This is a genomic window from Cellulomonas sp. NS3 (genome assembly GCF_024757985.1).
Lineage (GTDB): Bacteria > Actinomycetota > Actinomycetes > Actinomycetales > Cellulomonadaceae > Cellulomonas_A.
On the sequence record NZ_CP103289.1, the window covers coordinates 1,218,525 to 1,231,612 of the forward strand.

Sequence of the window (13,088 nt, forward strand, 5' to 3'; positions counted from 1 at the left end):
GACACGACCCTGATTCCCGTCCGCGGCGCCCCTGATCCTCGCCCGGACCGGGTCTCAGGGGCGCCGCGACGTGTGACGATCAGGGGGTGAGCACCACTCCTGCCCCGGACGGCCGGTCCCCGGCGCCCGGCGTGCCCCGCGGCGCGCCCGGTGCCGGCGTCGTGCGCCTGCCGCTGCGCCGGCCGCCACACGGCCGGCGGCTCGGCGGCGTCGCGCTCGGGCTCGCCGCGCACCTCGACGTCCGGGTCGCGCACGTGCGGCTCGCGCTCGTCGGGCTCGCGCTCGTCGGGCTCGGCGTCCCGCTCTACCTCTTCCTGTGGCTCACGGTCCCCACGGGCGACCCGGCCGCCGCGGCGGGGGAGGTGCGCCCCGCGACGCTGACCCGGCTCGCGCAGCGCCAGCTCGGGCCCGAGGGCGCGGCGGCGCGCTGGCCCGTGACGGACATCGCGGTCGCGATCGTGCTGCTCGTCGGCGCGGGTGCGCTCATCGCGACGCGGCAGGGCGCGGAGCTGGGCATGACGTGGGTCGTGCCGTCGATCATCCTGCTCGCGGGCGCGGGGCTCGTGTGGAGCCAGCTCGACTCCGTGCAGCGCGGGCGGTGGCGCGAGCGCACGGGCGGCGGCCGCATGCCCGTGAGCGTCCTGCGCCTCGTCGGCGGCCTCGTGCTGACCGGGGTCGGGATCCTGCTGCTCGTCGCGCAGGAGCTCCAGCCCGGCGCCCTCGTCCAGTCGACGATCGCCGCGGCCGCGGTGCTCGCCGGGGTCGCGCTCGTCATCGCGCCCTGGTGGCTGCGGCTCGTGCGCGAGCTCGGTGACGAGCGGGCGGCACGGGCGCGCGAGTCGGAGCGCGCCGACATCGCCGCCCACCTGCACGACTCCGTGCTGCAGACCCTCGCGCTCATCCGGGCGCGCGCCGACGACCCCGCCGAGGTCGCCCGCATGGCCCGCGCGCAGGAGCGCGAGCTGCGCGAGTGGCTGTACGACGACCGCCCCGCGCCGGGCACGTCGGTCGCCGCAGCGCTGCGGGCCATCGTCGCGGAGGTCGAGGACGGGCGCTCGGGTCCCGGGGGCGAGGTCGTGACGATCGACACCGTCGTCGTCGGCGACCGCGTGCCCGACGCGGCGACCGAGGCCCTGCTGCAGGCGACGCGCGAGGCGCTCGTCAACGCGGTGGTGCACGGCCGCCCGCCCGTGTCGCTGTACCTCGAGGTCCGGCCCGACGTCGTCGAGGTGTTCGTGCGCGACCGCGGCGCGGGCTTCGACCTGGACACGATCCCGTCCGACCGGTTCGGCGTGCGCGAGTCGATCCTCGGCCGCGTGCGCCGGCGGGGCGGGACGGCGACCGTCCGGTCCAAGGACGGCACCGAGGTGCACCTGTGCGTCCCCGTCGACGGGACGCCCGACGAGCCGCACGCGCACGGCCCCGCGACGGACCACCGGACCGCCGCGCCGCCCGCGCCGCCGCCCCCTGCACCGGTCCCCCCGCCCCCCGCACCCGGCCCGCCGCCCGGCCGCCCCGGTGCGTCACCCACGGTGTCCGGCGCCCCCGGCACCACCAGAGAGGCATCCGTATGAGCGCACCGGTCGACGTGGTCCTGGTCGACGACCACCTGATGTTCCGCACGGGGGTCAAGGCGTCGCTCGACGACCGTGTCCGCGTCGTCGGCGAGGCCGCGTCGGTCGACGAGGCGGTGCGCGTCGTGCGCGAGCTGCGCCCGCCCGTCGTGCTGCTCGACGTGCACCTGCCCGGGGGCGACGGGGGCGGCGGGGCCGAGGTCATCCGCACGTGCACGGACCTGCTCGGCGAGACGCGCTTCCTCGCGCTCTCGGTGTCCGACGCGTCCGAGGACGTCGTCGCGGTGATCCGCGCCGGCGCCCGGGGGTACGTCACGAAGGCGATCTCGGGCGCCGACCTCGCGGACGCCGTCCAGCGGGTCGCGGGCGGTGACGCCGTGTTCTCCCCGCGGCTCGCGGGCTTCGTGCTCGACGCGTTCGGCACCGCCGCGGGCGACGTGGCGACCGGCGACGACGAGCTCGACCGGCTGTCGGCGCGCGAGCGCGAGGTCATGCGGCTCATCGCGCGCGGGTACTCCTACCGCGAGGTCGCGAGCGAGCTGTTCATCTCGATCAAGACGGTCGAGACGCACGTGTCGGCGGTCCTGCGCAAGCTCCAGCTCTCGTCGCGGCACGAGCTCACGCGCTGGGCCGCCGCCCGGCGCCTGCTGTGACGGTGCCGCCGACGGGCCGGCCGCCGCGGGCGTGCGGCACGGCCTAGGGTGTGGCGCATGACGACCCTGTACTACGTCCTGCTCGTGCTGCACCTCGTCGGCTGGGCCATCGTGCTCGGCGGCGTCCTCGCGACGATGCGCGAGCGCGTGCTGCCCCGGGGCGCGCTGCACGGGATCCTCACGGCGCTCGTGACCGGCGTGCTCATGGTCGGGCTCGCGTCCTCGGGCGCCGCGGACGTCGGCGAGCCGGACAACACCAAGATCGCGGTCAAGCTGCTCGTCGCGGTCGTCGTCACGGCCCTCGTCGTGCAGGGTGCCCGCAAGCCGGCCAAGGTCACGACCGGCCTGCTCGGCGTGATCGCGGGGCTCACCGCGCTCAACGTCGCGATCGCCGTCCTGTGGCGCTGAGGGTCCGCGCGTGAACCCCGTCGGTGAGCTCGTCGTCGGGCTCGTCATCGCGGTCGGCCTCGTCGGCGTCGTCGTGCAGGTGCTCCCCGGGAGCCTGATCATCCTGGGCGCGGTGCTCGTGTGGGCCGGCGAGACCGGTGGCGCGGTCGCCTGGGTCACGTTCGCGGTCGGCGTGGTCGCGATCGCCGCCGCGTCGGTCGGCAAGTACCTCCTCGCCGGGCGTCACCTCAAGGGCGCCGGGGTCCGCAACGCGACGCTCGTGTGGGGCGGCGTCCTCGGGGTGGTCGGCTTCTTCGTCGTCCCGGTCGTCGGCCTCCCGCTCGGGTTCGTGCTCGGCGTCTACGCCGCGGAGCGGGTGCGCCGCCGCGAGCACGGCGCGGCGTGGACCGCGACGGTCGCGGCCCTCAAGGCCACGGGGATCACCCTGCTCGTCGAGCTCGCGGGTGCGCTCGTCGCCGCCGGGGCGTGGGCGGTGGCGGTCGGCGTCACCTGACGGGGTGACATCGGGTGGGCTCGCTCATACCCGGTGCCGCCCGGGCGATAGGGCGTCGACATCCCCGACGTCGTGGAGCCCCTCATGAGCAGACTCGCCTCGCTGTCCATCCGCGGACGCCTCCTGGCGCTGGTCGTCGTGACGGCGCTCGGCCTCGTCGCCGTCGTGACGCTCGCCGTCGGGCAGGCCGAGGGCCGGATCCTCGAGGAGCGCCAGGCGGCGACGCGCGCGGTGGTCGAGACCGCCGTGGGGCTCGTCGCCGTGTACGGCGAGCGCGCCGAGTCCGGGGACCTGACCGAGGAGGAGGCCCAGGAGCAGGCGATCGCGGCGGTGCGCGAGCTCCGGTACTCGGGCGACGAGTACTTCTGGATCAACGACATGGGTCCGACGATGGTCATGCACCCGATGAAGCCCGAGCTCGACGGCACCGACCTGACCGAGAACGCGGACCCCGACGGCAAGCACCTGTTCGTCGAGATGGTCGAGGTGGTCGAGGCGGACGGCGCGGGCCTCGTCGCGTACCAGTGGCCCAAGCCGGGCGCCGAGCAGCCGCAGCCCAAGATCTCCTACGTCGCGGGCTACGAGCCGTGGGGCTGGGTCGTCGGCTCGGGCGTGTACGTCGACGACGTGCGGGGAGCGGCGGTCGCGGACGCGCGCGGGCTCGTCGTCGGCTCGGCGCTCGTCCTCGCGCTGGTCGTGGGCCTGAGCCTCGTGGTCGCGCGCAGCATCGTGCGCCCGATCGGCGTCGCCGCGGGCGTGCTCGCGAGCGGCGACCTCGCGGCCCGCCTCGACACCGGCCGCGGCACGACCGAGCTCGACCGGCTCGCCGCGGCGCTCAACGCGACGCTCGACCGGACGTCCGCCGTCGCGGCCAGCGTCACCGACGTCGCGCAGGACGTGCGCGCGGCCGCTGGTCGCCTCGCGGAGACGAGCGACGCGATGGGCTCGGTCGTCGCGGGGTCGGCGCAGCGGACCGCGGAGGCCAGCGCCGCCGCGCACGAGGTCAGTGGGGGCATCGACGCCGTCGCGTCAGGCACGACGCAGATGGGCGCCTCCATCTCGGAGATCGCGGCCAACGCCAACGCGGTCGCGAAGATCGCCGCCGAGGCGGTCGAGGTCGCCGAGCGGACCAACCGCACGGTCGCCCAGCTCGGGGACTCGTCCGCGCAGATCGGCAGCGTCGTCAAGGTCATCACCGCGATCGCCGAGCAGACCAACCTGCTCGCGCTCAACGCGACGATCGAGGCGGCCCGGGCGGGGGAGGCCGGGAAGGGCTTCGCGGTCGTCGCGGGGGAGGTCAAGGAGCTCGCGCAGGAGACGGCGCGCGCGACGGGCGACATCTCGGCCCGCGTGGACGGCATCCAGGCCGCGGTCGAGCAGGCCGCCGAGGAGATCGCGCAGATCGCCCGCATCATCGACCGGATCCACGACTACCAGGGCACGATCGCGGGCTCCGTCGAGGAGCAGACCGCGACGACCAGCGCGATGGCGCACGCGGTCGCGGAGGTCGCGACGAGCGGCCGCGGCATGGTCGCGACGCTCGGCGACGTCCGGACGGCCACGGCCCGCACGACGACCGACCTCGACGGCATCCGGGACGCGGCGCGCGAGCTCGAGGCGACGAGCCGGCGGCTGCAGGAGTCCGTGCAGGTGCTCCAGGGCTGAGCGCCGCTCGCGGCGGTGCGTGTACCGGGGTGTCGGTGGCGTTGCCTAGGCTGGTGGTGCCATGACGTCGCTCTTCGAGAACCTCCCGCTGCCCGGGTTCGGCGCAGCCGACCTCGCCCGTCCGACCGCCGCCGCGCCCTCGCAGGGGCCGGCAGCAGGACGTGGCGCCGGCGCCATCCCTGGTGCGCGCGGGCGCGCCTTCACGCAGGCGACGCTCGACGTGCCCAACGGCGCGTCCGAGGACGTGTCGCTGCCCGGTCCGGTCCGCGGGGACGGCGAGCCGGACGACGGCCGCGTGCACGCGGCGGGGTCGGCGGCGGGGCGCGGCGCCGCCGTGCCGGACGACGGCAGGGACGCCCGCAGCGACCACCGCGACGACGAGCACGCGCACAGCCCGCGCCGCCCCCGGGTCGACCCGGACGCGCTGCTCGAGGGCCTGAACCCCGAGCAGCGCGAGGCCGTGCTGCACCGGGGGAGCCCGCTGCTCATCGTCGCCGGCGCCGGCTCGGGCAAGACGCGCGTCCTCACGCACCGCATCGCGCACCTGCTCGCGACCCGGCAGGCACGCCCGGGCGAGATCCTCGCGATCACGTTCACGAACAAGGCCGCCGCGGAGATGCGCGAGCGCGTCGAGGCGATCGTCGGCCCGCAGGCCCGGATGATGTGGGTCTCGACGTTCCACTCCGCGTGCGTGCGCATCCTGCGCAAGGAGGCCGCGACGCTCGGCCTGCGGTCGACGTTCTCGATCTACGACTCCGCCGACTCCCAGCGCCTGCTCACGATGGTCGCGCGCGAGCTCGACCTCGACGCGAAGAAGTACCCGCCCAAGGCGCTCGGGTCCAAGATCTCGGCGCTCAAGGACGAGCTCGTGGACCCCGAGACGTTCGCGGCGACCGTCCCGAGCGACGCGGGGTCGTTCGACGCGGTGCTCGCGCAGGTCTACCAGCGCTACCAGACCCGGCTGCGCCAGGCCCACGCGCTCGACTTCGACGACCTCATCATGACGACGGTCAACCTGCTGCAGGCGTTCCCGGCCGTCGCGGAGCACTACCGGCGGCGGTTCCGGCACGTGCTGGTCGACGAGTACCAGGACACCAACCACGCGCAGTACACGCTCGTGCGCGAGCTCGCGGGCGTCGGCGCCGCGGCGCGTGCGGCCGACGGTGCGGCGGCGGAGGGCGCGCCGGTGGACGGTGCGCCCACGGAGGTCGGGCACGACGAGCTGCGCGGCGAGCTCACGGTCGTCGGCGACGCCGACCAGTCGATCTACGCGTTCCGCGGCGCGACGATCCGCAACATCCTCGAGTTCGAGGCCGACTACCCGGACGCCCGCACGATCCTGCTCGAGCAGAACTACCGCTCGACCCAGACGATCCTGTCCGCGGCGAACGCCGTGATCAGCCGCAACCCGGGCCGCAAGCCCAAGCGGCTGTGGACCGACTCGGGCGCGGGCGCGCAGATCGTCGCCTACGTCGCCGACAACGAGCACGAGGAGGCGCGGTTCGTCGCCGAGGAGATCGACCGTCTCGGGGACTCCGCGGGCGTGCGCCCCGGCGACGTCGCCGTGTTCTACCGGGCCAACGCGCAGTCGCGCGCGCTCGAGGAGGTGCTGATCCGCGTCGGCCTGCCCTACAAGGTCGTCGGCGGCACGCGCTTCTACGAGCGGCGCGAGGTCAAGGACGCGGTCGCGTACCTGCGCGCGCTCGCGAACCCCGACGACGACGTCAACGTCCGCCGCATCCTCAACGTCCCCAAGCGGGGGCTCGGCGACCGCTCCGAGGCGATGGTCAGCGCGTACGCGGAGCGCGAGCGCATCTCGTTCGGTGCGGCGCTCGAGCGGCTCGACGAGGTCCCGGGCCTCGGCACGCGGGCCGTCACGGGCCTGCGCGGCTTCGCGACGATGATGGCCGAGCTGCGGGCGCTCGTGGACTCGGGCGCCGGCCCCGCCGAGGTGCTCGGTGCGGTGCTCGACCGGTCCGGCTACCTCGCGGAGCTGCGCGCGAGCGAGGACCCGCAGGACGCCTCGCGCGTCGAGAACCTCTCGGAGCTGCACGCGGTGGCGTCCGAGTTCGAGGAGTCGGAGCCCGAGGGCAGCCTCGCGGACTTCCTCGAGCGCGTCTCGCTCGTGGCGGACTCCGACCAGATCCCCGGCGACGGCGAGGGCGGCGTCGACCAGGGCGTCGTGACGCTCATGACGCTGCACACCGCGAAGGGCCTGGAGTTCCCGGTCGTGTTCCTCACGGGCATGGAGGACGGCACCTTCCCGCACATGCGCTCGCTCGCGGACACCGACCAGCTCGCCGAGGAGCGCCGGCTCGCGTACGTCGGCCTGACGCGCGCGCGGGAGCGGCTGTACATCTCGCGCGCCGCGGTGCGCACGGCGTGGGGCGTCCCCAACGAGTTCCCGGCGAGCCGGTTCCTCGACGACCTCCCCGAGGACCTCGTGGACTGGCGCCGGCGCGAGTCGAGCATGGATGTGCTGCGGCGCCCGGGCGGTGGGTCCGGCTTCGGGTCGGGCAGCTACGGGTCCGGCGGCTACGGGTCCGGCAGCTCGCGGTCCGGCACCGCGTCGAGCGGCGGGTACTACGGCTCGAGCGGGAGCGCGCGCTCCGGCCAGGCGTCGCGGGGCGCGTCGTCGTCCCGGGCCCGCGCAGCCGCACCGAGCGCGTCGGCGGCTGCGGACGGACCGAGGTTCGGCTCCGCGACCCCGCGGCCGGACGCCGCGGTGCCGAGCCTCGCCCTCGGCGACAAGGTCACGCACGACGCGTACGGCATGGGCACGGTCGTCGCGCTCGAGGGCGCGGGCCCCAACGCCGTCGCGAAGGTCGACTTCGGCAGCGAGGGGACCAAGCGGCTGCTGCTGCGGTTCTCGCCCGTCACGAAGCTCTGAGCCGCCCGTCCGCACAACGCGTGGGCCCAGGGACTCATGCGGGCAGGCCGTCCGGGTCCCGGGGCCCTTCGGCGCGCACCGCCGCCCGCCCTAGGGTGAGCGCGGCGAAAGGGTGGACATGACCTCGATCGATGCACGGGCGGCCGGAGCAGGTGCCGTCACCGGGGTGGTGGCCTACCTCGTGGCCACGGTGACCGTGCTCCCGCTCCTCGCAGGGAGCCTGCTGCGGACGGACGGGTTGCTCGCGGCGGCGGTGGTGCTCGCGCTCCAGGTGCTCGCGCTCGCCACCAGCGGCGTCGTGACCGCCCTCGTGATGCGCCGGCGCAGGAGCACGACGACGCGTCCCGGCACCGTGCCGAGCGCCGTCGCCGGAGGGCTTGCCGGGGCCGTCGTCGTGCTGCTGCTCGGGGCGGCGGCCGCAGCGGCCAGCGCGTCGAGCGGGCTCGGCGCCGGCGCGGTCGTCTCGACGCTCCTCCTGTGGACCCTCGCACCCGCGGGCGGTGCCCTCGTCGTGCCGCCCTCGCGCGACCCCGCGACGAACGGCTACGGGGCAGCGGCGTCCCGCTGGGCGTCGCAGCGCGGTGACGCCGGGGCCTCGACGCTCGAGACCCTCGGCGGTGCGACGGTCGCCGCGATCCTCGTGGTCGCGGTCGTCGCGGCCGTCGGCCCGCAGGGCTCGTGGCTCGGTGACAACGTCCGCTGGGGCCTGTGCCAGGTCGCGACCGCCGGCCAGGGCGGCTGCGGCAGCCGCGTCCCGGTCGAGGCCGAGCAGCACCGCCCGACGAACGCCTGCGTCCTGGAGAACAGCGCCGACAAGCGCAACGCGTCGGTCGCCGTCACGTTCATCGCGGTCAAGGGCGGCGGCACGATCCGCGTCGAGACGATGTCCGACGGCACGTACCGGGTGTCGGCCGAGGGCTCCGGCGGTGTCGGGGTCACCGAGGGTCTCGGCGGCGGGGTGAGCGTGACGGTCGACGACTACATCCACGGCGGCGAGGCGCAGCTGTCCGGCTCGGCGTACGTCGAGGCTGCGGGCGGCGCGACCTGGGTGGTCGACGAGGCGGGCAAGGACCAGCTCGTCGACTTCCTCACGGAGCAGCGCGACTGGGCGACCCTCCAGGCGGGGCTGAGCGGCAGCGGCCCGCTCGGTGGCGTCGCGGCGGGCGCGGCGTGGGCCGGCAAGGAGGTCTGGGACTGGATCACCGGCGACAGCTACACGCCGCCCGCCCCGGACGAGGTGTACGGCCAGGCCGGGATCGGCGGCGACGGCAGCGCGAGCGCCGCGGGGATCGTCAACGGCGGCGCCGTCAAGGGTGCGACCGCGACGGCGCTCGGCTCGCGCGTCAACGTCAGGACCGGCGCGACGACCGTGTACTACACGTCGACGATCAGCGGCAGCGCCGCGCTGACCGGGCACGACCCCCTCAACAGCACGCAGCTGCAGGCCGGCGGCGAGATGAAGGTCATGGTCGCGGTCACGGTCGACGCCGAGGGCAACCCGGTCAAGGTCTCGACCCAGGCGCTGGCCGTGGGCGACGCCAAGGCGTTCGCGGAGAACGCGTTCCTCGGCGAGACGTTCAACGAGCACCCGTCGGGCGGCAGCCTGCTCGAGGCCTCGGTCGAGCTCACGGGCCCGGAGACGGAGCGCATCGCGCTCGACCTGCTCGGGGCGACCGGCATCATCCCGCCGGGGACGCCCGCCCAGCGCGCGACCAGCGCGTACGACGCCCTCACCACGTTCACGGGCGCCGCGCGCGACCGAGGCGTCATGACGCGCCAGGACGTCACGCTCGACACCAACACGTCCTTCGGCATCCAGGCCGGAGGTAAGGTCGGCCCCGTCGCGCTGGGCGGGACGTTCGAGAACTCGACCTCCACCGTGACGTCGGGCGACGCCTACTTCTACAACGGATCGGGGTGGCAGCCGTGGACCGAGTGCGCCGCGTGAGCCTCGCACTGACCGCGGCGGCCCTGCTCGCCGTCACCGGGTGCTCGGCCGACGAGCCGGAGGCCACGTCGTCCCCGGACGCCGGGTCGTCGGGGTCGTCCGCGGAGGCGACCGCCCCCTCGGTCATGTCGCCGACGGGCGCGCCCTCGGAGCTCACCCCGGCGGAGGGCTCGGGCGAGGAGATCGACCTCGGGGGGCACGGCTCGTTCCGCGCGCCCGAGGGGTCGGCGACCGAGCCGGGCGGGACCGAGATCCCGGGCACCGAGCAGGTCCTCGTCCGGATGCCGGACGCGACCGAGCGCGGCGTGCCCGCGGTCCAGGTGACCTGGCAGGCCGACGCCCCGGCCGGGGCCGTCGAGCAGTCCTGGTCGACCGAGAAGTCCCGGACCATCGACCCGTCGGTGTCCGACTACGTGCGCTCGCCCGTCGAGTGGCCGGGCTCGGAGTCCTCGGTGGTCGCCACCTGGACGGAGGACGTGGCGCTCGCGGAGGGCGGCACCACCGGGGTCGACGCGCTCGCGCTGTGGCTCGAGAAGGCCGACGGCACGGTCGTCCTCGCGATCGCCTTCGCGCCCGCGGGCGAGCTCGACGGCTCGACGTCGCTCGAGGCGCTGCGCTCGCTGACGGTCTCCTGACGTGGCGAACGGGCCCGGGCTCGGGCTGTTCGCCGCCGTCATCCTGCTGCTGACGCTCGTGCCGGCCGCCGCCCTCGTCCTCGGTGGCGTGGCCGCCCGCCGCCGCTCGTCGACGGCCGGGCTCGTCCCCGTCGAGGCGGTCGTCGTCGACTTCAGCAACGCGACGCGCTCGAACCGGGTCACGTTCGACTACCCGGCGCCGGACGGCTCGTGGCTGCGCGCCACGCGCGTCGAGGGCGTCTCGACCGTGCGGCGCAGCGGGCTGCTCGTGCACCCCGGGGACCGCCTCACGGTCTACGTGGACCCGGCCCGCCCGGCGGACGTCCGGCTGACGCAGGACGGCAGCGCGGCGGGGCTGGCGGGGCCCGTGATGGTCGTCGCGGGGATCGTCTGGGGTGTCGTCGGCGTCGTGTTCCTGTCCGCCGTGCTGCTGTTGGCGCGCTCGGCGTCCTGAACGACGTCCGGGCGGTGTGGCCCAGGCGACATCTCTCGATGTGAAGATACTTGTCATCCACGGCTACGATCGACGGGGCGCTGCGGCCAGACGAGGTCGCGATCGCGGGTCGACGGAAGGACCAAGCCAGGTGGACCTGTTCGAGTACCAGGCACGTGACATCTTCGAGAAGCACGGCGTTCCCGTGCTCGGCGGCGTGGTCGCCACGACCCCCGAGGAGGCCCGCGCGGGCGCCGAGCAGCTGCTCGGCGGCCAGCCCGGCGTCGTCGTGGTGAAGGCGCAGGTCAAGACGGGCGGCCGCGGCAAGGCCGGCGGCGTCAAGCTCGCGCGCTCGGCCGAGGAGGCCCAGGAGCACGCCGCCGCGATCCTCGGCATGGACATCAAGGGCCACACGGTCCACCGCGTGATGATCGCCGCGGGCGCGCGGATCGCGAAGGAGTACTACTTCTCGGTGCTGCTCGACCGGGCCGAGCGCCGGTACCTCGCGATGGCGAGCGTCGAGGGCGGCATGGAGATCGAGCAGCTCGCGGTCGAGCGCCCCGAGGCCCTCGCGAAGGTCCCGGTCGACCCGCGCACCGGCATCGACGCGGCGAAGGCCGACGAGATCGTGCGGGCCGCCGGCTTCGACGCCGACGTCGCCCCCAAGGTCGCCGCGGTGCTGCAGAAGCTCTGGGACGTCTACGAGAACGAGGACGCGACCCTCGTCGAGGTCAACCCGCTGGTCCTCACGGAGGACGGCGAGATCGTCGCGCTCGACGGCAAGGTCACGCTCGACGGCAACGCCGCGTTCCGGCACCCGGACCACGCCGCGCTCGAGGACGCCGAGGCCGCCGACCCGCTCGAGGCCGCCGCCAAGGCCAAGGACCTCAACTACGTCAAGCTCGACGGCCAGGTCGGCATCATCGGCAACGGCGCGGGGCTCGTCATGAGCACGCTCGACGTCGTGGCCTACGCCGGCGAGGCGCACGGCGGCGTCAAGCCCGCGAACTTCCTCGACATCGGGGGCGGCGCCTCGGCCGAGGTCATGGCCGCCGGCCTCGACATCATCCTCTCGGACCCGCAGGTCAAGGCCGTGTTCGTCAACGTCTTCGGCGGCATCACGGCGTGCGACGCGGTCGCCAACGGCATCGTCGCGGCGCTCGAGATCCTCGGGGACCACGCGACCAAGCCGCTCGTGGTGCGCCTCGACGGCAACAACGTGCTCGAGGGCCGGCGGATCCTCGCCGAGGCGGGCCACCCGCTCGTCACGCTCGCCGAGACCATGGACGGCGGCGCGGACAAGGCCGCCGAGCTGGCGCACGCCGCCGCCTGAGCCCGGCCGCCCCTCACCCACGCAGACGCGAGAGACGAGAGAACAGCAGACATGGCGATCTTCCTGACCGAGGCATCCAAGGTCATCGTCCAGGGCATGACCGGCTCCGAGGGCCAGAAGCACACGACGCGCATGCTCGCGAGCGGCACGACGGTCGTCGGCGGCGTGAACCCGCGCAAGGCCGGCACGTCGGTCGAGTTCCCGACCGGCTCGGGCGCGCACGCCGCGTCGGTGTCCGTGCCGGTGTTCGGCTCGGTGGCCGAGGCCGTCGCGCAGACCGGCGCCGACGTGTCCGTCATCTTCGTGCCGCCGGCCCACACCAAGGCCGCGGTCGTCGAGGCCGTCGACGCGGGCGTCCCGCTCGTCGTCATCATCACCGAGGGCGTGCCGGTCGACGACACCGCCGAGTTCTTCGCGTACGCGCAGGACAAGGGCGTGCGCCTGGTCGGCCCGAACTGCCCCGGCCTGATCAGCCCCGGGAAGTCGAACGTCGGCATCATCCCCGCGGACATCACGGGCCCCGGCAAGGTCGGCCTCGTGTCGAAGTCGGGCACGCTGACCTACCAGATGATGTACGAGCTGCGGGACTTCGGGTTCTCGACGGCCGTCGGCATCGGCGGCGACCCGATCATCGGCACGACGCACATCGACGCGCTCGAGGCGTTCGAGGCCGACCCCGACACCGAGCTCATCGTGCTCATCGGCGAGATCGGCGGCGACGCCGAGGAGCGGGCCGCGGCCTACATCAAGGAGCACGTGACGAAGCCGGTCGTCGGCTACGTCGCGGGCTTCACCGCCCCCGAGGGCAAGACCATGGGCCACGCCGGCGCGATCGTGTCCGGCTCGGCCGGTACCGCGCAGGCCAAGAAGGAGGCCCTCGAGGCCGCCGGGGTCAAGGTCGGCAAGACGCCGAGCGAGACGGCGGCGCTCGCACGCGAGCTGCTCTCCTGACGCCCCGCACCTGACAGCGCCGACGGCGCCGTGCCCCGGGAGGGGTGCGGCGCCGTCGGCGTCGGTGCGACATTCCCGGCACGCCGCGCCGCCTGCCGGGTCGCG

At 74.8% G+C, this 13,088-nt stretch carries 11 protein-coding genes; all 11 read left to right on the forward strand.

Annotation, left to right across the window (positions count from 1 at the left end):
• Positions 1 to 86: 86 nt before the first annotated feature.
• The 11 genes from NXY84_RS05775 (at position 87) to sucD (ending at position 12,983) form a co-directional block, all read left to right on the forward strand.
• On the forward strand, positions 87 to 1,574 hold the full coding sequence (locus tag NXY84_RS05775) for a PspC domain-containing protein (protein WP_396126372.1): 1,488 nt from the start codon (positions 87 to 89) through the stop codon (positions 1,572 to 1,574).
• On the forward strand, positions 1,571 to 2,227 hold the full coding sequence (locus NXY84_RS05780; protein ID WP_258726169.1) for a LuxR C-terminal-related transcriptional regulator: 657 nt from the start codon (positions 1,571 to 1,573) through the stop codon (positions 2,225 to 2,227). The genes NXY84_RS05775 and NXY84_RS05780 overlap by 4 nt, the downstream gene beginning before the upstream one ends.
• A gap of 57 nt (positions 2,228 to 2,284) precedes the next feature.
• Complete coding sequence (locus NXY84_RS05785; protein ID WP_258726170.1) at positions 2,285 to 2,635, forward strand: hypothetical protein; 351 nt, start codon at positions 2,285 to 2,287, stop codon at positions 2,633 to 2,635.
• A gap of 10 nt (positions 2,636 to 2,645) precedes the next feature.
• The gene (locus NXY84_RS05790) at positions 2,646 to 3,128 is read left to right on the forward strand and encodes a DUF456 domain-containing protein (protein ID WP_258726171.1); all 483 of its coding nucleotides are present in this window, start codon (positions 2,646 to 2,648) and stop codon (positions 3,126 to 3,128) included.
• An 84-nt stretch (positions 3,129 to 3,212) separates the two neighbouring features.
• On the forward strand, positions 3,213 to 4,793 hold the full coding sequence (locus NXY84_RS05795; protein WP_258726172.1) for a methyl-accepting chemotaxis protein: 1,581 nt from the start codon (positions 3,213 to 3,215) through the stop codon (positions 4,791 to 4,793).
• A gap of 61 nt (positions 4,794 to 4,854) precedes the next feature.
• Positions 4,855 to 7,683 carry a DNA helicase PcrA gene (pcrA, locus tag NXY84_RS05800; RefSeq protein ID WP_258726173.1) on the forward strand — a complete coding sequence of 943 codons (2,829 nt, stop codon included), beginning with the start codon at positions 4,855 to 4,857 and terminating at the stop codon, positions 7,681 to 7,683.
• A 118-nt stretch (positions 7,684 to 7,801) separates the two neighbouring features.
• On the forward strand, positions 7,802 to 9,631 hold the full coding sequence (locus NXY84_RS05805) for a hypothetical protein (protein ID WP_258726174.1): 1,830 nt from the start codon (positions 7,802 to 7,804) through the stop codon (positions 9,629 to 9,631).
• Positions 9,628 to 10,266, forward strand: coding sequence for a hypothetical protein (locus NXY84_RS05810; RefSeq protein ID WP_258726175.1), 639 nt, complete (start codon positions 9,628 to 9,630; stop codon positions 10,264 to 10,266). The genes NXY84_RS05805 and NXY84_RS05810 overlap by 4 nt, the downstream gene beginning before the upstream one ends.
• Position 10,267: 1 nt before the next feature.
• On the forward strand, positions 10,268 to 10,720 hold the full coding sequence (locus NXY84_RS05815; protein ID WP_258726176.1) for a DUF3592 domain-containing protein: 453 nt from the start codon (positions 10,268 to 10,270) through the stop codon (positions 10,718 to 10,720).
• A 130-nt stretch (positions 10,721 to 10,850) separates the two neighbouring features.
• The gene (gene sucC, locus NXY84_RS05820; RefSeq protein ID WP_258726177.1) at positions 10,851 to 12,032 is read left to right on the forward strand and encodes an ADP-forming succinate--CoA ligase subunit beta; all 1,182 of its coding nucleotides are present in this window, start codon (positions 10,851 to 10,853) and stop codon (positions 12,030 to 12,032) included.
• A 51-nt stretch (positions 12,033 to 12,083) separates the two neighbouring features.
• Positions 12,084 to 12,983 carry a succinate--CoA ligase subunit alpha gene (gene sucD, locus NXY84_RS05825; protein WP_258726178.1) on the forward strand — a complete coding sequence of 300 codons (900 nt, stop codon included), beginning with the start codon at positions 12,084 to 12,086 and terminating at the stop codon, positions 12,981 to 12,983.
• Positions 12,984 to 13,088: the final 105 nt, after the last annotated feature.

What these genes read in the sequence shown, in the direction of transcription:
- NXY84_RS05785 (WP_258726170.1), top strand. Translation starts at nt 2,285, where the DNA reads ATGACGACCCTGTACTACGTCCTGCTCGTGCTGCACCTCGTCGGCTGG.
- NXY84_RS05780 (WP_258726169.1), top strand. Translation starts at nt 1,571, where the DNA reads ATGAGCGCACCGGTCGACGTGGTCCTGGTCGACGACCACCTGATGTTC.
- NXY84_RS05795 (WP_258726172.1), top strand. Translation starts at nt 3,213, where the DNA reads ATGAGCAGACTCGCCTCGCTGTCCATCCGCGGACGCCTCCTGGCGCTG.
- pcrA (WP_258726173.1), top strand. Translation starts at nt 4,855, where the DNA reads ATGACGTCGCTCTTCGAGAACCTCCCGCTGCCCGGGTTCGGCGCAGCC.
- NXY84_RS05805 (WP_258726174.1), top strand. Translation starts at nt 7,802, where the DNA reads ATGACCTCGATCGATGCACGGGCGGCCGGAGCAGGTGCCGTCACCGGG.
- sucD (WP_258726178.1), top strand. Translation starts at nt 12,084, where the DNA reads ATGGCGATCTTCCTGACCGAGGCATCCAAGGTCATCGTCCAGGGCATG.